Source organism: Aequorivita viscosa, assembly GCF_900106795.1.
In the GTDB taxonomy this organism is placed as follows: domain Bacteria; phylum Bacteroidota; class Bacteroidia; order Flavobacteriales; family Flavobacteriaceae; genus Aequorivita; species Aequorivita viscosa.
Genome location: NZ_FNNS01000001.1, coordinates 164,183 through 178,749 on the forward strand (window position 1 = coordinate 164,183; position 14,567 = coordinate 178,749).

General features: G+C 36.4%; 13 protein-coding genes. 9 read left to right on the forward strand and 4 right to left on the reverse strand.

What is annotated here, in order from left to right; all coding sequences use genetic code 11:
• The first annotated feature begins 1 nt into the window (after position 1).
• Complete coding sequence (locus BLW28_RS00755; RefSeq protein ID WP_073216322.1) at positions 2-1,201, forward strand: DUF4249 domain-containing protein; 1,200 nt, start codon at positions 2-4, stop codon at positions 1,199-1,201.
• Positions 1,202-1,203: 2 nt separating this feature from the next.
• Entirely contained in the window at positions 1,204-2,931 is a 1,728-nt protein-coding gene (locus BLW28_RS00760) for a hypothetical protein (protein WP_073216324.1), read from the forward strand.
• Positions 2,932-3,022: 91 nt separating this feature from the next.
• Here the strand turns inward: BLW28_RS00760 and BLW28_RS00765 are convergent, their stop codons facing one another.
• The 4 genes from BLW28_RS00765 to BLW28_RS15545 form a co-directional block, all read right to left on the reverse strand.
• On the reverse strand, positions 3,023-3,820 hold the full coding sequence (locus BLW28_RS00765; RefSeq protein ID WP_073216327.1) for a carboxypeptidase-like regulatory domain-containing protein: 798 nt from the start codon (positions 3,818-3,820) through the stop codon (positions 3,023-3,025).
• A 392-nt stretch (positions 3,821-4,212) separates the two neighbouring features.
• On the reverse strand, positions 4,213-4,500 hold the full coding sequence (locus BLW28_RS00770) for a TIGR03643 family protein (protein ID WP_073216476.1): 288 nt from the start codon (positions 4,498-4,500) through the stop codon (positions 4,213-4,215).
• Positions 4,497-4,904: a DUF2452 domain-containing protein gene (locus BLW28_RS00775; protein WP_073216330.1), complete on the reverse strand. Its 408-nt coding sequence runs from the start codon at positions 4,902-4,904 to the stop codon at positions 4,497-4,499. The genes BLW28_RS00770 and BLW28_RS00775 overlap by 4 nt, the downstream gene beginning before the upstream one ends.
• A 16-nt stretch (positions 4,905-4,920) precedes the next feature.
• Positions 4,921-5,085 carry a Lacal_2735 family protein gene (locus BLW28_RS15545; RefSeq protein ID WP_143036807.1) on the reverse strand — a complete coding sequence of 55 codons (165 nt, stop codon included), beginning with the start codon at positions 5,083-5,085 and terminating at the stop codon, positions 4,921-4,923.
• A 249-nt stretch (positions 5,086-5,334) separates the two neighbouring features.
• Here BLW28_RS15545 and BLW28_RS00780 point away from each other — a divergent pair, with 249 nt between their 5' ends.
• The 7 genes from BLW28_RS00780 (at position 5,335) to BLW28_RS00810 (ending at position 14,307) form a co-directional block, all read left to right on the forward strand.
• Positions 5,335-5,751: an HYC_CC_PP family protein gene (locus BLW28_RS00780; RefSeq protein WP_073216333.1), complete on the forward strand. Its 417-nt coding sequence runs from the start codon at positions 5,335-5,337 to the stop codon at positions 5,749-5,751.
• Positions 5,752-5,886: 135 nt separating this feature from the next.
• On the forward strand, positions 5,887-9,669 hold the full coding sequence (locus tag BLW28_RS00785; protein ID WP_073216336.1) for an efflux RND transporter permease subunit: 3,783 nt from the start codon (positions 5,887-5,889) through the stop codon (positions 9,667-9,669).
• A gap of 82 nt (positions 9,670-9,751) precedes the next feature.
• On the forward strand, positions 9,752-10,072 hold the full coding sequence (locus tag BLW28_RS00790) for a four helix bundle protein (RefSeq protein WP_073216339.1): 321 nt from the start codon (positions 9,752-9,754) through the stop codon (positions 10,070-10,072).
• A gap of 37 nt (positions 10,073-10,109) precedes the next feature.
• The gene (locus BLW28_RS00795) at positions 10,110-11,381 is read left to right on the forward strand and encodes a TolC family protein (RefSeq protein ID WP_083540679.1); all 1,272 of its coding nucleotides are present in this window, start codon (positions 10,110-10,112) and stop codon (positions 11,379-11,381) included.
• A 72-nt stretch (positions 11,382-11,453) separates the two neighbouring features.
• Entirely contained in the window at positions 11,454-11,936 is a 483-nt protein-coding gene (locus BLW28_RS00800) for a DUF305 domain-containing protein (RefSeq protein ID WP_073216342.1), read from the forward strand.
• A 154-nt stretch (positions 11,937-12,090) separates the two neighbouring features.
• On the forward strand, positions 12,091-13,824 hold the full coding sequence (locus tag BLW28_RS00805) for an efflux RND transporter periplasmic adaptor subunit (protein ID WP_073216345.1): 1,734 nt from the start codon (positions 12,091-12,093) through the stop codon (positions 13,822-13,824).
• 111 nt (positions 13,825-13,935) lie between these two features.
• Positions 13,936-14,307, forward strand: a complete 372-nt coding sequence (locus BLW28_RS00810; protein ID WP_073216349.1) for a hypothetical protein — start codon at positions 13,936-13,938, stop codon at positions 14,305-14,307.
• Positions 14,308-14,567 lie beyond the last annotated feature (260 nt).

A 14,567-nucleotide genomic window follows, 5' to 3' on the forward strand; every position in this document is an offset into this window, starting at 1 on the left:
AATGAAGAGCAAAATTGTAGGATTATTAATAGTGCTATCAGCCCTTCTTTTACAATTGGGGTGTACAGAACCATTTGAAATAGAATCGCAAGGATATGAAAGTATTTTGGTGGTGGAAAGCACTATTACTAATGAAATGAAAAGGCAAATTGTTAAATTAAGCAGAACATCGCCTTTAGAGTCAAATTCAATATTGTTTGAAGATAATGCAGATGTAAATGTGGTAACTAACAACGGCGGGTTTTTCCATTTTTCGCAAGATTTCGAAACAGGATTGTATATTTCCGATCGTCCATTCCGTGCACAGCCCAATGTGTTATATAGGTTAGAAATTAGTACAAACGATGGTAGTTTATATCGTTCTTCCAATGTTGAAATGCTCCCTGTTGTTCCCATTGGAGAGCTTTTTGCAGATCGTGTTATAGAAAACAGTGAAAATAAAGATGGTGTAGAAGTTTTGGTGAATACAGAAGATCCATTGGGCAATGCAAAATATTTTAGATACGAATTTGAAGAAACATATAAAGTTGTGGTTCCACATCCATCACCTTATAGTGTTGAAATAACCGATTATGTTCCTTTTCCCGAATCGTATACCGTGGTGCTTACACCTCGAACTCCAGAAGAAGTTTGTTACACAACTGAGTACTCAACTGGAATTATTCAAACAAGTACCACCACCTTGAATCAAAATAAGGTGTTTCGTTATCCTATTAAATATATTTCAAAAAAAGACCCTAAATTTCGTGAGCGCTACAGCATCTTGGTTCGGCAATATGTGCAAAGTGTTGAGGCGTTTACTTTCAATAAAATCTTAAAAGATTTGGGTGATTCCGAAAGTCTGCTATCGCAAGGACAGCCTGGATATCCGGTAGGTAATATAACTTCCAATTTAAATGCAGACGAAAAAGTAATCGGTTTTTTTGAAGTTTCATCAGTAAGCTCCCGAAGAATATTTTTCAATTATGAAGATTTCGGTTTTACAAAACCGCCTTATTTTCAAGAATGTGAGGTTTATACCCTTGATTACAGAAAAAATAACGATCCCAATGAACGAGAAGTGCTGCGAACTTCTATTTTATATTACGGTTATCAAGTGATAAGCGGAAGCTCTAATGGTATCTATAAAATTGTTGAACCCGAATGTAGTGTTTGCACTTATTTTTCATCAAATGTAAAACCCGACTTTTGGGAAGATTAATTATGAATAAAACCTTATACATAGTAGTATTTCTTCTAATTGGAATTGGAGCATTTGCACAAATTCCTAAAAACGAAATCGATGTTAATATAAACGTATTTCCAAAAGAAAAACCAGCACTTTCAATCAACTCCAATGCACTTTTAGCGGGAGAAGCGTTGCTTTATAAAATAGCAATACTAAATGAAGCAAATAAAGAGAGTGAGTTGAGTAAAATAGCATACGTTTCATTAAGAAATCAAAGTGATTCAGTGGTGTTCAATCATAAACTAAAATTGAAAAATGGGAGCGGATATGGCGATTTTTTCCTTCCAGCAGATTTAAAAACAGGAGTTTATAACTTAATTGGATACACTAACTTTTCCCGTAACAACACTGCCGAAGCTATTGATGAAAAAACCATCTACGTTGTAAATACTTTTATGGAAAACAGAGGTGTTTCAAAATCGGCTGACACCGTGAGAGTTAATGCGATAGACACGAAAGGCGTTAGCTCTTTCACTCACGGGAGTAATGAGCAATCCATCAGGATAAAAACGGATAAACAATCTTACGGATATCGCGAGAAAGTGAAATTATCACTTGAGTCGCCAATTAAAAATAAAGGAAATTATGTGCTTTCTGTAAGGCAAGTGAACCCTATAGAAATTTCGAATAAGGTTTCAATGCATTCACAACAAAACAGTTTCAAAACCTTTTATCTTCCTGAACTCAGGGGAGAAGTTGTTACAGGAGTTGTTTTATCTAAAAAGAATAGCACTCCCGTTGTAAATAAGGAAGTTTCATTTACCATTCCTGGAAAAGAATTTGTTTTCAAGCTGGCTAAAACTGATAAGTATGGACGATTTTTCTTTTCAGTTTTGGAGGATTACAATGCAGAAAAAAGTATAATACAAATAATAGGAGAGAAGGGAGATACCGAAAATTATGAACTTGTTTTGGATGACAAAAATTTGATTTTGCGCAATTCGAAGCCAAGTATTTTAAAGATTGACCCAAACCTTAAGGAATGGTTGCAAGAACGGAGCGTTCAGCTTCAAGTCGAAAATGCCTATTTTGAAAAAAAACGGGACAGTGTACATCCCAGAAAATTACATCCCACATTTTTTAATGATATGGGGGTGCTTTATAGGCTTGATGATTTTACCCGTTTTTCAACGGTGAGAGAGACTTTTGTAGAAATTATTACGCTTGCAGCAATAAGGGGTTCGGGAGTAAACACACGGTTTTTGGTTTATAATGAGTATGACCCCAACAAACTTGGTAAATTTAATGATATCCCTCCTTTAGTTCTGCTCGATGGAATGATGATTCAAGACAACGAGGAACTACTAAACTACAACGCAAGAGACATTAAAAGCATTCGAGTTGTTAGTAAGCCTTACCGTTATGGCCCAAAATTATTTAGCGGAATTATTTCAATTGAAACCATAAAAGGTGATTTTGTGCTTTCTGAAAAAAATCTAATTGAAAAGATTGCTTTACAGCCGGCAGTAGAAGAAAAACAGTACTTTAAACCTGATTATAAAGAAGGTTCTAAACTTTCAAGAATACCCGATTATCGCGTACAATTACTTTGGAATCCTCAAGTGGATCTTACTAGTTCAGAATATACTACCGCGTTTTACACATCAGATGTTTCGGGAATTTTCGAAATTTTATTGGAAGGCTACACCAATAAAGGCCAGTTTATTTCTACAAAAAGCTACTTTACAGTAACGGAGAATTAGAATAGGTAAAAACTGTAGAATTTAAGAGCGTTGAAGCAATTATTCCCAAAAATCGTCAATTCGTACATCCCAAATCGTACATCCCAAACCCTTATTCGTCAATTCGTGACCTATATTCCCGACTTTTTCTATTCAAAAATGCAATAATTTCCATACTGTTTCCTTTCATAACTTTTTTATAATCAGGGTCGTCTTCACAATAGAAAATAAAGGAATAAACCTTAAATTCTTCAATTTTAAGCGCGTCGGTAAAGTACGATTCGGGAAATTTATCAAGAAGTGATAAGGTTAATTGATATGTTTTTTCAAATTCGACACGGCGCTTCAACATTTTTGTGCGTCCCGAGATCATATTTATAAGCGCATCTACAGGGCCAGAATTTGCCGCTGAAAGTAATCGCTGGGTTTTTGGTATTTTCTTTAAATCGGCATTTGGCAAACCTATAGATGTGGCGGTAATAGGTTCGATTGTATGAATAATATTGGCATCGGAGCCAACATAACTTGTTAGCGATCTTCTTAGCGTAACAGCTGCAAGTTCATTCATTTTTTCGCTAAGGTTAATAGCAATTTTTTTAGTCACCATTTGTTCGTCGCCAATAACAAGTGTTGTGGCTTGAATATGGATAGCAGAAATAGAAAGCGTGTCGTTTAAAGCAACTGCAATCCAAAATTCTCCGTTGGCATTTGTAACCGTTCCTTTGTTTGATGATAAATTCAGAATGTTAATTCCTTCGACGTCAACATCAGCTGCGGCAGTGATTTTCCCCTCCAAAGAAACTCTTTGTGAATACATATTGCTGAAAAGAAGTAAGACGATTATAAATACTATCCATTTAAATAGGGAAGTGTTTGCTTTAAATGGATTTGTAATAGAAATATTTGTCATTCAGAAATTTACTTTTTCTACAGTGTAAATAGTATCTAAGTCTGAAAATTGCCTAAGTGCTATATTCTAACTTGCCAAGACCGTTGTCGAAACCAAATTTAGGACTATTAATTTAGTAAGGGATTGAATGAGTTCTTATCATTTCGTTAAAATGAATTTTGAACATAAGATTGTTATTTATCGAATTAGAAGTATTAGGGCTTTTCAATCTTCACTGAATAAAAACATCTAATTTAAATATTCAAAAGGTGTTATAAAATCCCAACCCACAGTATTTCAATGTTTTATGGCCCATCAATTAAAATAACATCTATATGAGCAAAGTTTAAAAAGCATTTTGAACAATTTGAGAAATGGCAGAAACCAAAACAATAAAAGCTGATAAAATTGAATTAACGTTTGCTTATTTTGTTCCCAGAAATAGCGCGTTGTCTTGAACATTTAAACCTGCCAATAGCAGCATTTCTTTTCTTGAGGTGCTTGCTGCTTACACCCTTATTAACACGTTTTCGCCAGAGTTTAAAACTACTTTCTTTTAGTTCGTTTCGCATTAATTTAATAACGGCTTTTTCAGTATATCCAAATTGAAATTCAATAGCTTCAAATGGTGTTCTATCTTCCCAAGCCATTTCAATTATTCGATCAATTTGCCTTAGGTTTAAATCTGTTTGCTGCGTCATTTTTCTACCTTTTTCCAAGTTTGGTCTACAGTCAAATAAAAACTTCCAATATGATCAAAATTGCACTCGTTAGGCGAAATTAAAGACAGAAATGTTTTCCCGGATTTCCGATTGTATAAATGATAGATTTCACCAATAACCGGCTCAAAGTTAAATTCGGAGTTAAATATAATTTTGTTGTACTCAAACTCTGCCATCATTTTTTCATACGCTGCCTTCAGCTCTAAAAATTTGGTATTAATTTTATGGTTTACTTTATTAATACTTCGGTTTTTCCAAGCAGTAGTGTCAGTAGCAACAATTTTTGGTGCCCCTATATTAGTTCCGTAAGGCTTTAAATAGGCGTCATACGTTTGCTTTTCAACATTAAAAACTATGTTATCGGGTTTTTTTTCTTTGGTCATTTTAAGACTAATTATTTCAATTTAATTTTTCTAATTGTTTCACAACCTGTTCGGCTTCAAAAGCTTTTTGGTCGCTTAGCTTTCTGTTGGTCTTAGAAAGCTCGAACGATTCCTTTTGCAATTTAGCATATTGTTCTTCTAACTTTTCTTTTTCTGATTTCTTTTTAAACATTCCAAACATAGCATTAAAATAAAGGCAAATTTTGATTGTTGAATTTATGCAGTGAAGATACAAGATGTTTAATAAAATGTTTTTATAGTTAAACAAAAATCTTTCTTAAAATTTGATGCATATACTTTTGGAAAAATGTGTTTAGCTTCGGAAATATTTGAATAAAATCAAACTCAGTTTCCCTAAATCGTTTTATATTTGTTAATTATCACGTTACCTTATCTGTATTCAGTTTATTTATTTTAAATTTGAAAGTTAATGAAATCATTCTTCCATAAAATAGCATCAGTATTTTTGGCGACCTTAGTGTTATTCACTACGATGTCGTTCACGGTAGATATGCATTATTGTGGTGAAACCCTAGTCGATTTCTCGCTTTCTCAAAACGCCCACACGTGCGGAATGGAAGCGGAGCAACCTACAAATGATTGCGAATCTAGTATGCCCGAGGATTCCTGTTGTACAGATAAGCAGGTAATTATTGAAGGACAAGATGAGTTAAAATTATCATTCGACACTTTAAATTTTGAGCAACAGGCTTTTGTTGCTACTTTTTTCTACACCTACATTAATCTTTTTGAAGGTCTGGATACCAATGTAATTCCGTTTCGGGATTACAAGCCTCCTTTACTTATAAGGGATTTTCAGAAGCTTCACGAGACTTACTTAATTTGATTTTAAACAATTTCCGATAATTATCGGAGAAATTAGCCCAATGGTTGTTGCCATTTCGGGCCGATTTTGTTGTGTTTAATTTTCTGATTCGTTCAGGATTTTATTCAATGTTTAACTGTTTAACAATCAATTCAAATGCTAAATAAAGGCATAAAATTTCTTATAGAAAATAAGCTAGTAGCCGTTTTGTTGCTCGCCTTATTTCTCGGTATGGGGGCGATAAACGCACCTTTTAACTGGGATACCGGATTTCTACCCAGCAATCCCGTAGCTGTTGATGCCATACCCGATATTGGAGAAAATCAGCAAATCGTTTATACCGAATGGGCCGGTCGTTCTCCCCAAGATATTGAAGACCAAATAAGTTACCCGCTCACTACATCATTGTTGGGTATCTCTGGGGTAAAAACCATTCGGAGTTCTTCAATGTTTGGCTTTTCGAGCATCTATATAATTTTTGAAGAAGATGTAGAATTTTACTGGAGCCGAAGTCGTATTTTGGAAAAACTAAATTCCTTGCCAGCCGGTTTGCTTCCTGAAGGAGTAAATCCATCGCTCGGTCCAGATGCTACAGGCTTAGGTCAAATTTACTGGTACACTTTGGAAGGCCGTGATAAAAATGGCAATGTTACAGGCGGATGGGATCTACACGAATTACGAAGCATTCAGGATTACTATGTTAAATATGCGCTTTCCTCGGCAAGTGGTGTTTCTGAAGTAGCATCTATTGGAGGTTACATTCAGGAATATCAAATTGATGTAAAACCCGAGTTGATGCGGCAGTACAACATCGGCCTTTCAGAAATCGTAAAAGCAGTTAAGGAAAGCAATAAGGATATTGGCGCCCAAACGATGGAAATTAATCAGGTGGAATACTTGGTGCGTGGTTTGGGATATATCAAGTCTATCGCTGACATTGAAGAAGCCGTGGTTACTTCAGAAAACTACACATCAATTCGTATTAAAGATATCGCAAAAGTAAGTTTAGGTCCAGCACCAAGGCGAGGTATTTTGGATAAAGAAGGGGCAGAGGTCGTTGGTGGCGTAGTAACAGCTCGATATGGTGCAAACCCGATGGAGGTTATTAATAATGTAAAACAGAAGCTGGAAGAACTTCAAGCAGGTCTGCCTTCCAAAGAACTTGCCGATGGCACCATATCGCAACTTACCGTGGTTCCATTTTACGACCGTTCCATTCTTATTCAGGAAACTTTAGACACACTCGATGAGGCTTTAAGTCTTGAAATTCTAATTACAATATTTGTGATTATCGTGATGGTCTTTAATTTACGAGCCTCGGTCCTAATCTCAGGTCTCTTGCCCGTAGCGGTGTTAATGGTATTTATTGCGATGAAGTTTTTTAACGTCGACGCAAATATCGTGGCATTATCGGGTATCGCCATTGCAATTGGGACGATGGTCGATATCGGAATTATCCTCACAGAAAACATAATCAGACATCTGGATGAAGAAAAAGAACGATATGCCGAAACAGGTGTAAAACAACCTATTAATACAGTTGTTTATAACGCAAGTGCTGAAGTTTCTGGCGCCATCCTCACCGCTGTTCTGACTACAATTATCAGTTTTATTCCTGTGTTTACAATGATTGGCGCGGAAGGAAAATTGTTCCGTCCCTTGGCCTTTACCAAAACTATGGCAATTGCGGCTTCCTTTATGGTTGCTTTATTTCTTATTCCACCGTTTGCTGCGTATTTCTTCCGTAAACGAAATATTAAAAAGATTACTTTCAATGTGTTTAGCGGAATTTTAATCCTGCTCGGAATTACGGCAATTGCTTTTGGATACTGGTTAGGGTTGATTTTGATAGGCTTCGGTGTTACTGGTTTATTAAAAGATGAAAAATTAACTTCAAAAATATCCGACAGGTTTACACTAACGGAGAAACGCGCAAACACTATCAATATATTTATCTCAGCCCTAGCTGTTGTTTATTTATTGGCAGAATTCTGGCGTCCGCTTGGTGTAGATAAAAGCATTTTTTGGAATCTATTGTTTGTGGGACTTATCTGTTTCGGATTATTGGGGATATTCTGGTTGTTTCAACATTATTACACTCGGATTCTTCGTTGGGCACTTCGGAATAAGATATTATTTCTTTCTATTCCCACACTTATAGTGGTGCTTGGAGTCTTGATTTGGCAAAATACGGGCAAGGAATTTATGCCTTCCTTAAATGAAGGATCTTTCCTCTTGATGCCAACCTCCATGCCTCATTCGGGAGTAGAAGAAAACAAACGGGTATTGCAACAAATGGATATGGCAGTAGCTGGAATTCCAGAGATTGAAACAGTTGTAGGGAAAGCAGGTAGAACAGAATCCGCTTTAGACCCAGCACCCTTGTCGATGTATGAAAATATCATTCAGTACAAACCGGAATATGCTTTAAATGAAGAAGGAAAACGCCAGCGATTTAAAGTGAACAAGGATGGACTTTTTGTTTTGAAAGATGGAGGTTTATGTGCTGATTGGACGAACAAATCTGTAGAAAAGACCTCACAGGTTTTTGAAACATGTGAGGTCTCCCAACTGATTAAAGATAAAAATGGTGAATTCTACCGAAACTGGCGCCCTGAAATTAAATCGCCAGATGATATTTGGAATGAAATAGTTAGGGTAACGAGAATTCCTGGCGTTACCTCCGCTCCAAAATTACAGCCTATAGAAACTAGGTTAGTAATGTTGCAAACGGGAATGCGGGCGCCAATGGGAATTAAAGTTAAAGGACAAGATCTTCAACAGATAGAAGCTTTTGGTATAGAACTCGAGGAAATATTAAAGCATGCCGAAGGTGTAAAGGTCGAAGCCGTGTTTGCAGATCGTATCGTCGGGAAACCTTATATGCTAATTGATATTAAAAGAGACCGTCTTGCGAGATATGGGGTGTCCATTGAAAATGTGCAGGAAATTCTTCAAGTTGCAGTAGGCGGTATGTCATTAACACAAACCGTTGAAGGAAGAGAACGTTATAGTGTTCGCGTTCGATATCCTCGCGATCTACGTAACAATCCAGAAGATTTAAAGAATATTTATGTTCCAGTTGAAAAAGGTAATCCAGTGCCACTGGGCGAACTTGTTGAAATTCGTTATGAACAAGGCCCACAAATGATTAATAGTGAAGACACTTTTCTAGTAGGGCACGTGTTATTCGACAAAATTGAAGGGTTTGCAGAGGTTAATGTAGTTGAAAACGCACAGGCCTTGATTAAAGAAAAGATTGCAAATGGAGAGCTCACTGTACCAAAAGGAATTACATATAACTTTACGGGAACTTATGAAAACCAATTGCGGGCCGAGAAAACCTTAGCTGTAATCGTGCCTTTGGCATTGGGAATTATCTTTTTGTTACTTTATTTCCAATTCCAATCAGTATCTACCTCACTAATGGTTTTTTCTGGTATTGCTGTGGCTTTCGCCGGTGGTTTCCTAATGATTTGGTCGTACGGCCAAGGGTGGTTTTTAAACTTCGACTTTTTTGGGGAAAACCTTCGGGAAATGTTTCAAATGCATCCCATCAACCTAAGCGTCGCCGTGTGGGTAGGCTTTATTGCTCTCTTCGGAATTGCTACGGACGATGGCGTTGTAATGGCCACCTACCTCACCCAAACTTTTGATAAGAATGATCCAGAGAATGTAGCAGAAATTCGTTCGTCTGTAGTAGAAGCAGGGCAGAAGCGAATACGTCCCGCGTTGATGACTACTGCGACTACAATTTTGGCCTTATTACCAGTTTTAACATCAACCGGAAGAGGAAGTGATATTATGATCCCAATGGCTATTCCGAGTTTTGGCGGGATGTTGATTGCCTTAATCACCCTTTTTGTTGTTCCTGTATTGTTTTGTTGGACAAGGGAAGCAAGATTGAAAAAACGTTTAAGAAGACTCAAAGAAAACTAAAGATTGGAAATTGGAGGTTGGAAGTTGGAGGTTAGAAGTTGGAAATAGGAATTTTGAATGGTCTTAAAAAAATACAGAAATTATGATTAAATCGTACAAGCATTTACAGGTACATAAGGAAGCGTTTTCGTTGGCTATGGATATATTTTGGCGAACAAGAAAATTTCCGAAGGAAGAAATATATTCACTCACTTCACAACTCGTGCGATCCTCGCGTTCTGTATCAGCTAACAGTTGTGAAGGCTGGGGAAAACGACAATACGAGGCAGTTTTTAAACAGCAGCTTATAAATGCATTAGGTTCGAATTCCGAAACCCAAGATTGGCTAGATTATGCCTTGGCTTGTAACTATATAGAAAAAGAAAAGCATATCGCATTTACTAAACGCAATGAAGAAATATGAAAAATGTTGACCAAATTATATCAAAACTGGAAAAGCTATGAATAAAATAAGTTTCATAAAAGTAAAAGGGAATATACAAATGTTAATGTCGCATTTCAGGCTTCCAGCTTCCAACATCCAACTTCTATCTTTAATCTTTTTAATGTTGATAAGTGGTTTGGGTTATTCACAAAATCTACAATTCTTTATTGAAGAAGCAATTGAAAACAATCCAAACATCCAAGCTGTGGAAAAGCAACACGCTATTTCGACCGAAAGGATATCGGAAGTCAACACACTTCCTAATACTGAGTTTTCAGGAGGATATATGATAGGAGAGGAGATGCCCATGATGCAAAAAGCTGAATTTTCAGCAATGCAAATGCTACCTTGGTTTGGGACTATTTCGGCACGTGAAAAATACGCCGCGGCCATGGCCGATGCGGATTTTGTGGAGATTGAAATCGCCAAAAGAAAAATAGAAATGGCGCTGTCGCAATCCTACTATCGTTTATACCAAATAGCTAAAAAGCAAGAGGTATTGGATTCCAATGTTGCGCTTTTAAAGGTTTATGAACGGATGGCATTGACTTCGGTAGAAGTAGGCCAGGCCTCGGCAGTATCAGTCTTGCGACTACAAATGCGACAGAATGAACTCCTTGAAAGGAAATTAGTGTTGGAACAGGATTATGCGGCGGAACTGACGGCTTTTAACAAAATAATGAACCGTCAGGAGATCACAGAGATCTCCATAGTCGATAGCCTTACAGTGCCAGAGAAGGACATTGAGATAGATTTTGACAGTCTTAGGCTTCATCCAGAATTGATGAAATTTGAGCAGTTGAATAAGGTTGTAACCCAAGCCGATGTGCTTAATAAAAAAGAAAGTGCCCCGGGCTTTGGAGTAGGAGTAGAGTATATGCTATTTAACGAAGCTCCGGATATGCTAATGCCGATGGTGTCGATTTCCATTCCTATTTTTAATAAAAAATACAAATCTATTGCCAAGCAAAACAAGTTGCGGTTTGAAGAACTAGACATTCAAAAGCAGGCCTCCACCAACTCTTTGTTCGCCCAATTACAAGAAGCTGTTAGAAGCAGAAATGCCGCACGAATCAGTTTTGAAACGCAAGACAAAAACCTAAAACAAGCAAAGGACGCTAACGAAATTCTGTTGAAGAATTACGAAACAGGCACCATAGATTTTAGAGAAGTCTTAGATGTGCAGGAATTGCAGTTACAATTTCAAATAAATCAAATTGAAGCTATTGGCGAATATTTCAAGCAAACGAGTGTCATTGATTATTTTATAGGTAAGAAAATCAATTAACAAGAATTCAAACTTTAAAGATTTCAAAAAACGTTAAGGATTTAAAACTCACAAATTCAAAAATTCAATATTATGAAAAACACAAATGAACACAATAGAAAAAATGTATACACCAAGTTTATCTTAATGCTCGCGGCATCTTTTGTCGCTATGTATATTACAATGTATCTCAATACGTATGAAATCGATCACGTCTATTTTAGCCTTACCCGATTTTATATGACCTGTTTGGGGATATCCTGTATGGCAGTAATTATGTGGTTTTTTATGCGCAAAATGTATAAAAACAAGAAAAAGAACATCGCTATTCTCCTCGGAAGTGCCATTCTTTTTGTGGGTGCGCTAGGGTTAGTCAGAGCCCAAAAGCCTATCGTAGGCGATGTCTTGTGGATGAGAGCTATGATTCCACATCATTCTATCGCAATTTTAACCAGTAAAAGAGCCGATATAAAAGATCCTGAAGTTAAGAAATTGGCCGATGATATTATTAAGGCACAAGAAAAAGAAATTGCCGAAATGAAGGCTATGATTAAACAATTGAAGAATACTAAATAAAATAATTTGGGCGCTCGGGCGGGCTTTCCACTGTATCTTTTTTTGTTCAGAAAAAAACAAAAAAAGGATGCCGCATCAATCCCTAGCGCGAAATAAAACCCCAACGGTCTCAAAGACCTTTGGGGTTTGGGAACAGGATTAAAAATAAAAAATCATGAAAAAATACATCATTTACATCGCAATTTTAGTGGGAGGACTTCTCTTAGGCTATGTGTTCTTCGGAACATCAAACGAAGGAAATTCAAGCACTGTTGAAATTTCCGAAAGTACCGAATCCCAAATGTGGACCTGTTCCATGCATCCACAAATTATGCAGCCTGAGCCTGCAGATTGTCCAATTTGCGGAATGGATTTAATTCCCGCAGAATCTGGTGCCGAAGGTTTAGCGGCAAACGAGATAAAAATGACCGAGAATGCAATGGCATTGGCGAATATCCAGACAACAATTGTCGGGAATACGTCAGATTCTGAAGAAAACTCCTTACTACTTTCTGGGAAAATTATGCCTAATGAAGAAGGAAATGCAGTGCAAGCCAGTTATTTTGAAGGCAGAATAGAAAAGTTGAATATTAACTTTACAGGGGAAGAAGTCAGAAAAGGACAATTGTTAGCCACCATTTACGCTCCCGCACTGGTCGCAGCGCAACAGGAATTATTGACAGCTGCTTCTATGAAGGAATCCCAACCCGCATTGTATAAAGCAGTTCGCAATAAATTAAAGCTGTGGAAACTTTCAGAAAGTCAAATAGATAAAATAGAGGCTTCTGGAAAAGTGCAGGAAAATTTTCCAATTTATGCAACAGTTTCTGGTACTGTTTCTGAAAAAATGGCTGAGGAAGGGGACTACGTTAAGCAAGGGCAACCAATTGTAAAAGTGAGTAACCTCAGTACTGTATGGGCAATGTTCGATGCGTATGAAAATCAGATTTCACAACTAAAGGAAGGACAAAAAATAACGGTAATTACAAACGCTTACCCTAGTAAAGAGTTTGAAGCTACAATATCGTTTATAGATCCAAGTTTAAATACCCAATCTAGAACTGTTTCTGTGAGAGCAATTTTAAATAATAAGGAAGGTCTTTTTAAACCCGGGATGTTTGTTACTTCAAAAGTACAAATGTCACGAAGTAATGAAAAACAATCTAATATAAGCATTCCCGCTTCAGCAGTACTTTGGACGGGAAAAAGATCTTTGGTCTATGTAAAAACCAATCCATCAGAGCCAATTTTTGAAATGCGCGAGGTTGGTCTAGGCGCCAAACAAGGAGATATGTATATAATTCTGGATGGCTTAAAAAATGGGGAAGAGGTTGTAACCAATGGCACATTTACTGTTGATGCCGCAGCACAGCTTCAAGGTAAAAAGAGTATGATGAATAGTAGTGGACAAGAGAAAATCGATCCTAAAAACCATTTGGCAGAAATTGAAAGGCAAGAAGTGCCATTAAAGTTTCAAAATCAATTAAAAATGGTTTTCGACAACTATATGGTTATTGAAAAAGCTTTGGTAAATGATAATTCAGAAACTCCCAAAACGGCTGCCAACGAATTACTTAAAAGTATTAAAAATGTAGATATGACACTCGTTAATGACGAACCAGGTCATAGTCATTGGATGTTGTTAGAGAAAGAATTACGCCGGTCTGCTTCGGCAATTTCCAAAACTTCTGATATAAAAGAACAAAGAGACCATTTTAGTAGCCTTTCAGCTCATTTAATTAATGCAATAAAAACCTTTGGCATCAATAAAAAGGTATATGTGGATTACTGCCCAATGGTTAATGAAGATTCAGGTGCCTTTTGGTTGAGCACAGAAAAAGAAATCCTTAATCCGTATTACGGGGCGAGTATGTTGCGATGTGGAGAAATTTCTGACGAGATAGAGTAAAACAAATCCATTAATACAAATATTATAATAAACTATAATTTTAGATTGTCGGCAAAAGAGAATTCTAAAAATAAAAACAATAACTTACTGGTTTATAGTAAAATGAATTAAATGAAAAGTAACCTATATCTGCTCTTATTATTAATCCTTACTTCGTGTGAAATACCTGTCGATTTCGATATTAAGTATATAGAAAGTCTTCTTGAAATTAAATTAGAGGAAGGTTATATAATAGAAAATAAAGAATACCATTATGGAATAGGAAATTCTGTCAAGAGTTTTGATATTGTTTTTGATGAAGGGGCATTTAATATGTTTTTAAGAGAAGTAGGGCACAAATTCGTGCCAGTTGGAAAAGACCCGTATGATGCTGTAAAATCTAATATTGATTATTATAAGAACTATGATTTTGATGGCGACAGAATTTATTTGGCCATCACGCTGTCAAAAAGAAAGCTTCATTACTCTATAATTGATTTATAAGCTAATACTTACAGATACCACTTTTAAGCCAGTATCCACTTTACTATAACAGGCATCTATTTTTAGGTTTCTAACAAAAGAAATGAAACCTTATTTCTTCCAGCTTTTCAGTGTTTACAAGCAGTGTAGTAATTACCTTGCTAATAATAAACCCGTTTCAAGTCTGTTGTTTTCTTTTACTCAATGGCACAATACCTGTATGGGTTGAGCCAAAAATGAAAATCATAATTCAGGTTTATGAAACGACTTGGTTACAAGTA

Bases quoted from the DNA above. Each gene is read 5' to 3' on its own strand.
- BLW28_RS00770 (WP_073216476.1), bottom strand. From the start codon at position 4,500: ATGACGCAGCAAACAGATTTAAACCTAAGGCAAATTGATCGAATAATT.
- BLW28_RS00795 (WP_083540679.1), top strand. From the start codon at position 10,110: ATGAATAAAATAAGTTTCATAAAAGTAAAAGGGAATATACAAATGTTA.
- BLW28_RS00805 (WP_073216345.1), top strand. From the start codon at position 12,091: ATGAAAAAATACATCATTTACATCGCAATTTTAGTGGGAGGACTTCTC.
- BLW28_RS00760 (WP_073216324.1), top strand. From the start codon at position 1,204: ATGAATAAAACCTTATACATAGTAGTATTTCTTCTAATTGGAATTGGA.
- BLW28_RS00810 (WP_073216349.1), top strand. From the start codon at position 13,936: ATGAAAAGTAACCTATATCTGCTCTTATTATTAATCCTTACTTCGTGT.
- BLW28_RS00780 (WP_073216333.1), top strand. From the start codon at position 5,335: ATGAAATCATTCTTCCATAAAATAGCATCAGTATTTTTGGCGACCTTA.
- BLW28_RS00790 (WP_073216339.1), top strand. From the start codon at position 9,752: ATGATTAAATCGTACAAGCATTTACAGGTACATAAGGAAGCGTTTTCG.
- BLW28_RS15545 (WP_143036807.1), bottom strand. From the start codon at position 5,085: ATGTTTGGAATGTTTAAAAAGAAATCAGAAAAAGAAAAGTTAGAAGAA.
- BLW28_RS00755 (WP_073216322.1), top strand. From the start codon at position 2: ATGAAGAGCAAAATTGTAGGATTATTAATAGTGCTATCAGCCCTTCTT.
- BLW28_RS00800 (WP_073216342.1), top strand. From the start codon at position 11,454: ATGAAAAACACAAATGAACACAATAGAAAAAATGTATACACCAAGTTT.
- BLW28_RS00765 (WP_073216327.1), bottom strand. From the start codon at position 3,820: ATGACAAATATTTCTATTACAAATCCATTTAAAGCAAACACTTCCCTA.
- BLW28_RS00775 (WP_073216330.1), bottom strand. From the start codon at position 4,904: ATGACCAAAGAAAAAAAACCCGATAACATAGTTTTTAATGTTGAAAAG.
- BLW28_RS00785 (WP_073216336.1), top strand. From the start codon at position 5,887: ATGCTAAATAAAGGCATAAAATTTCTTATAGAAAATAAGCTAGTAGCC.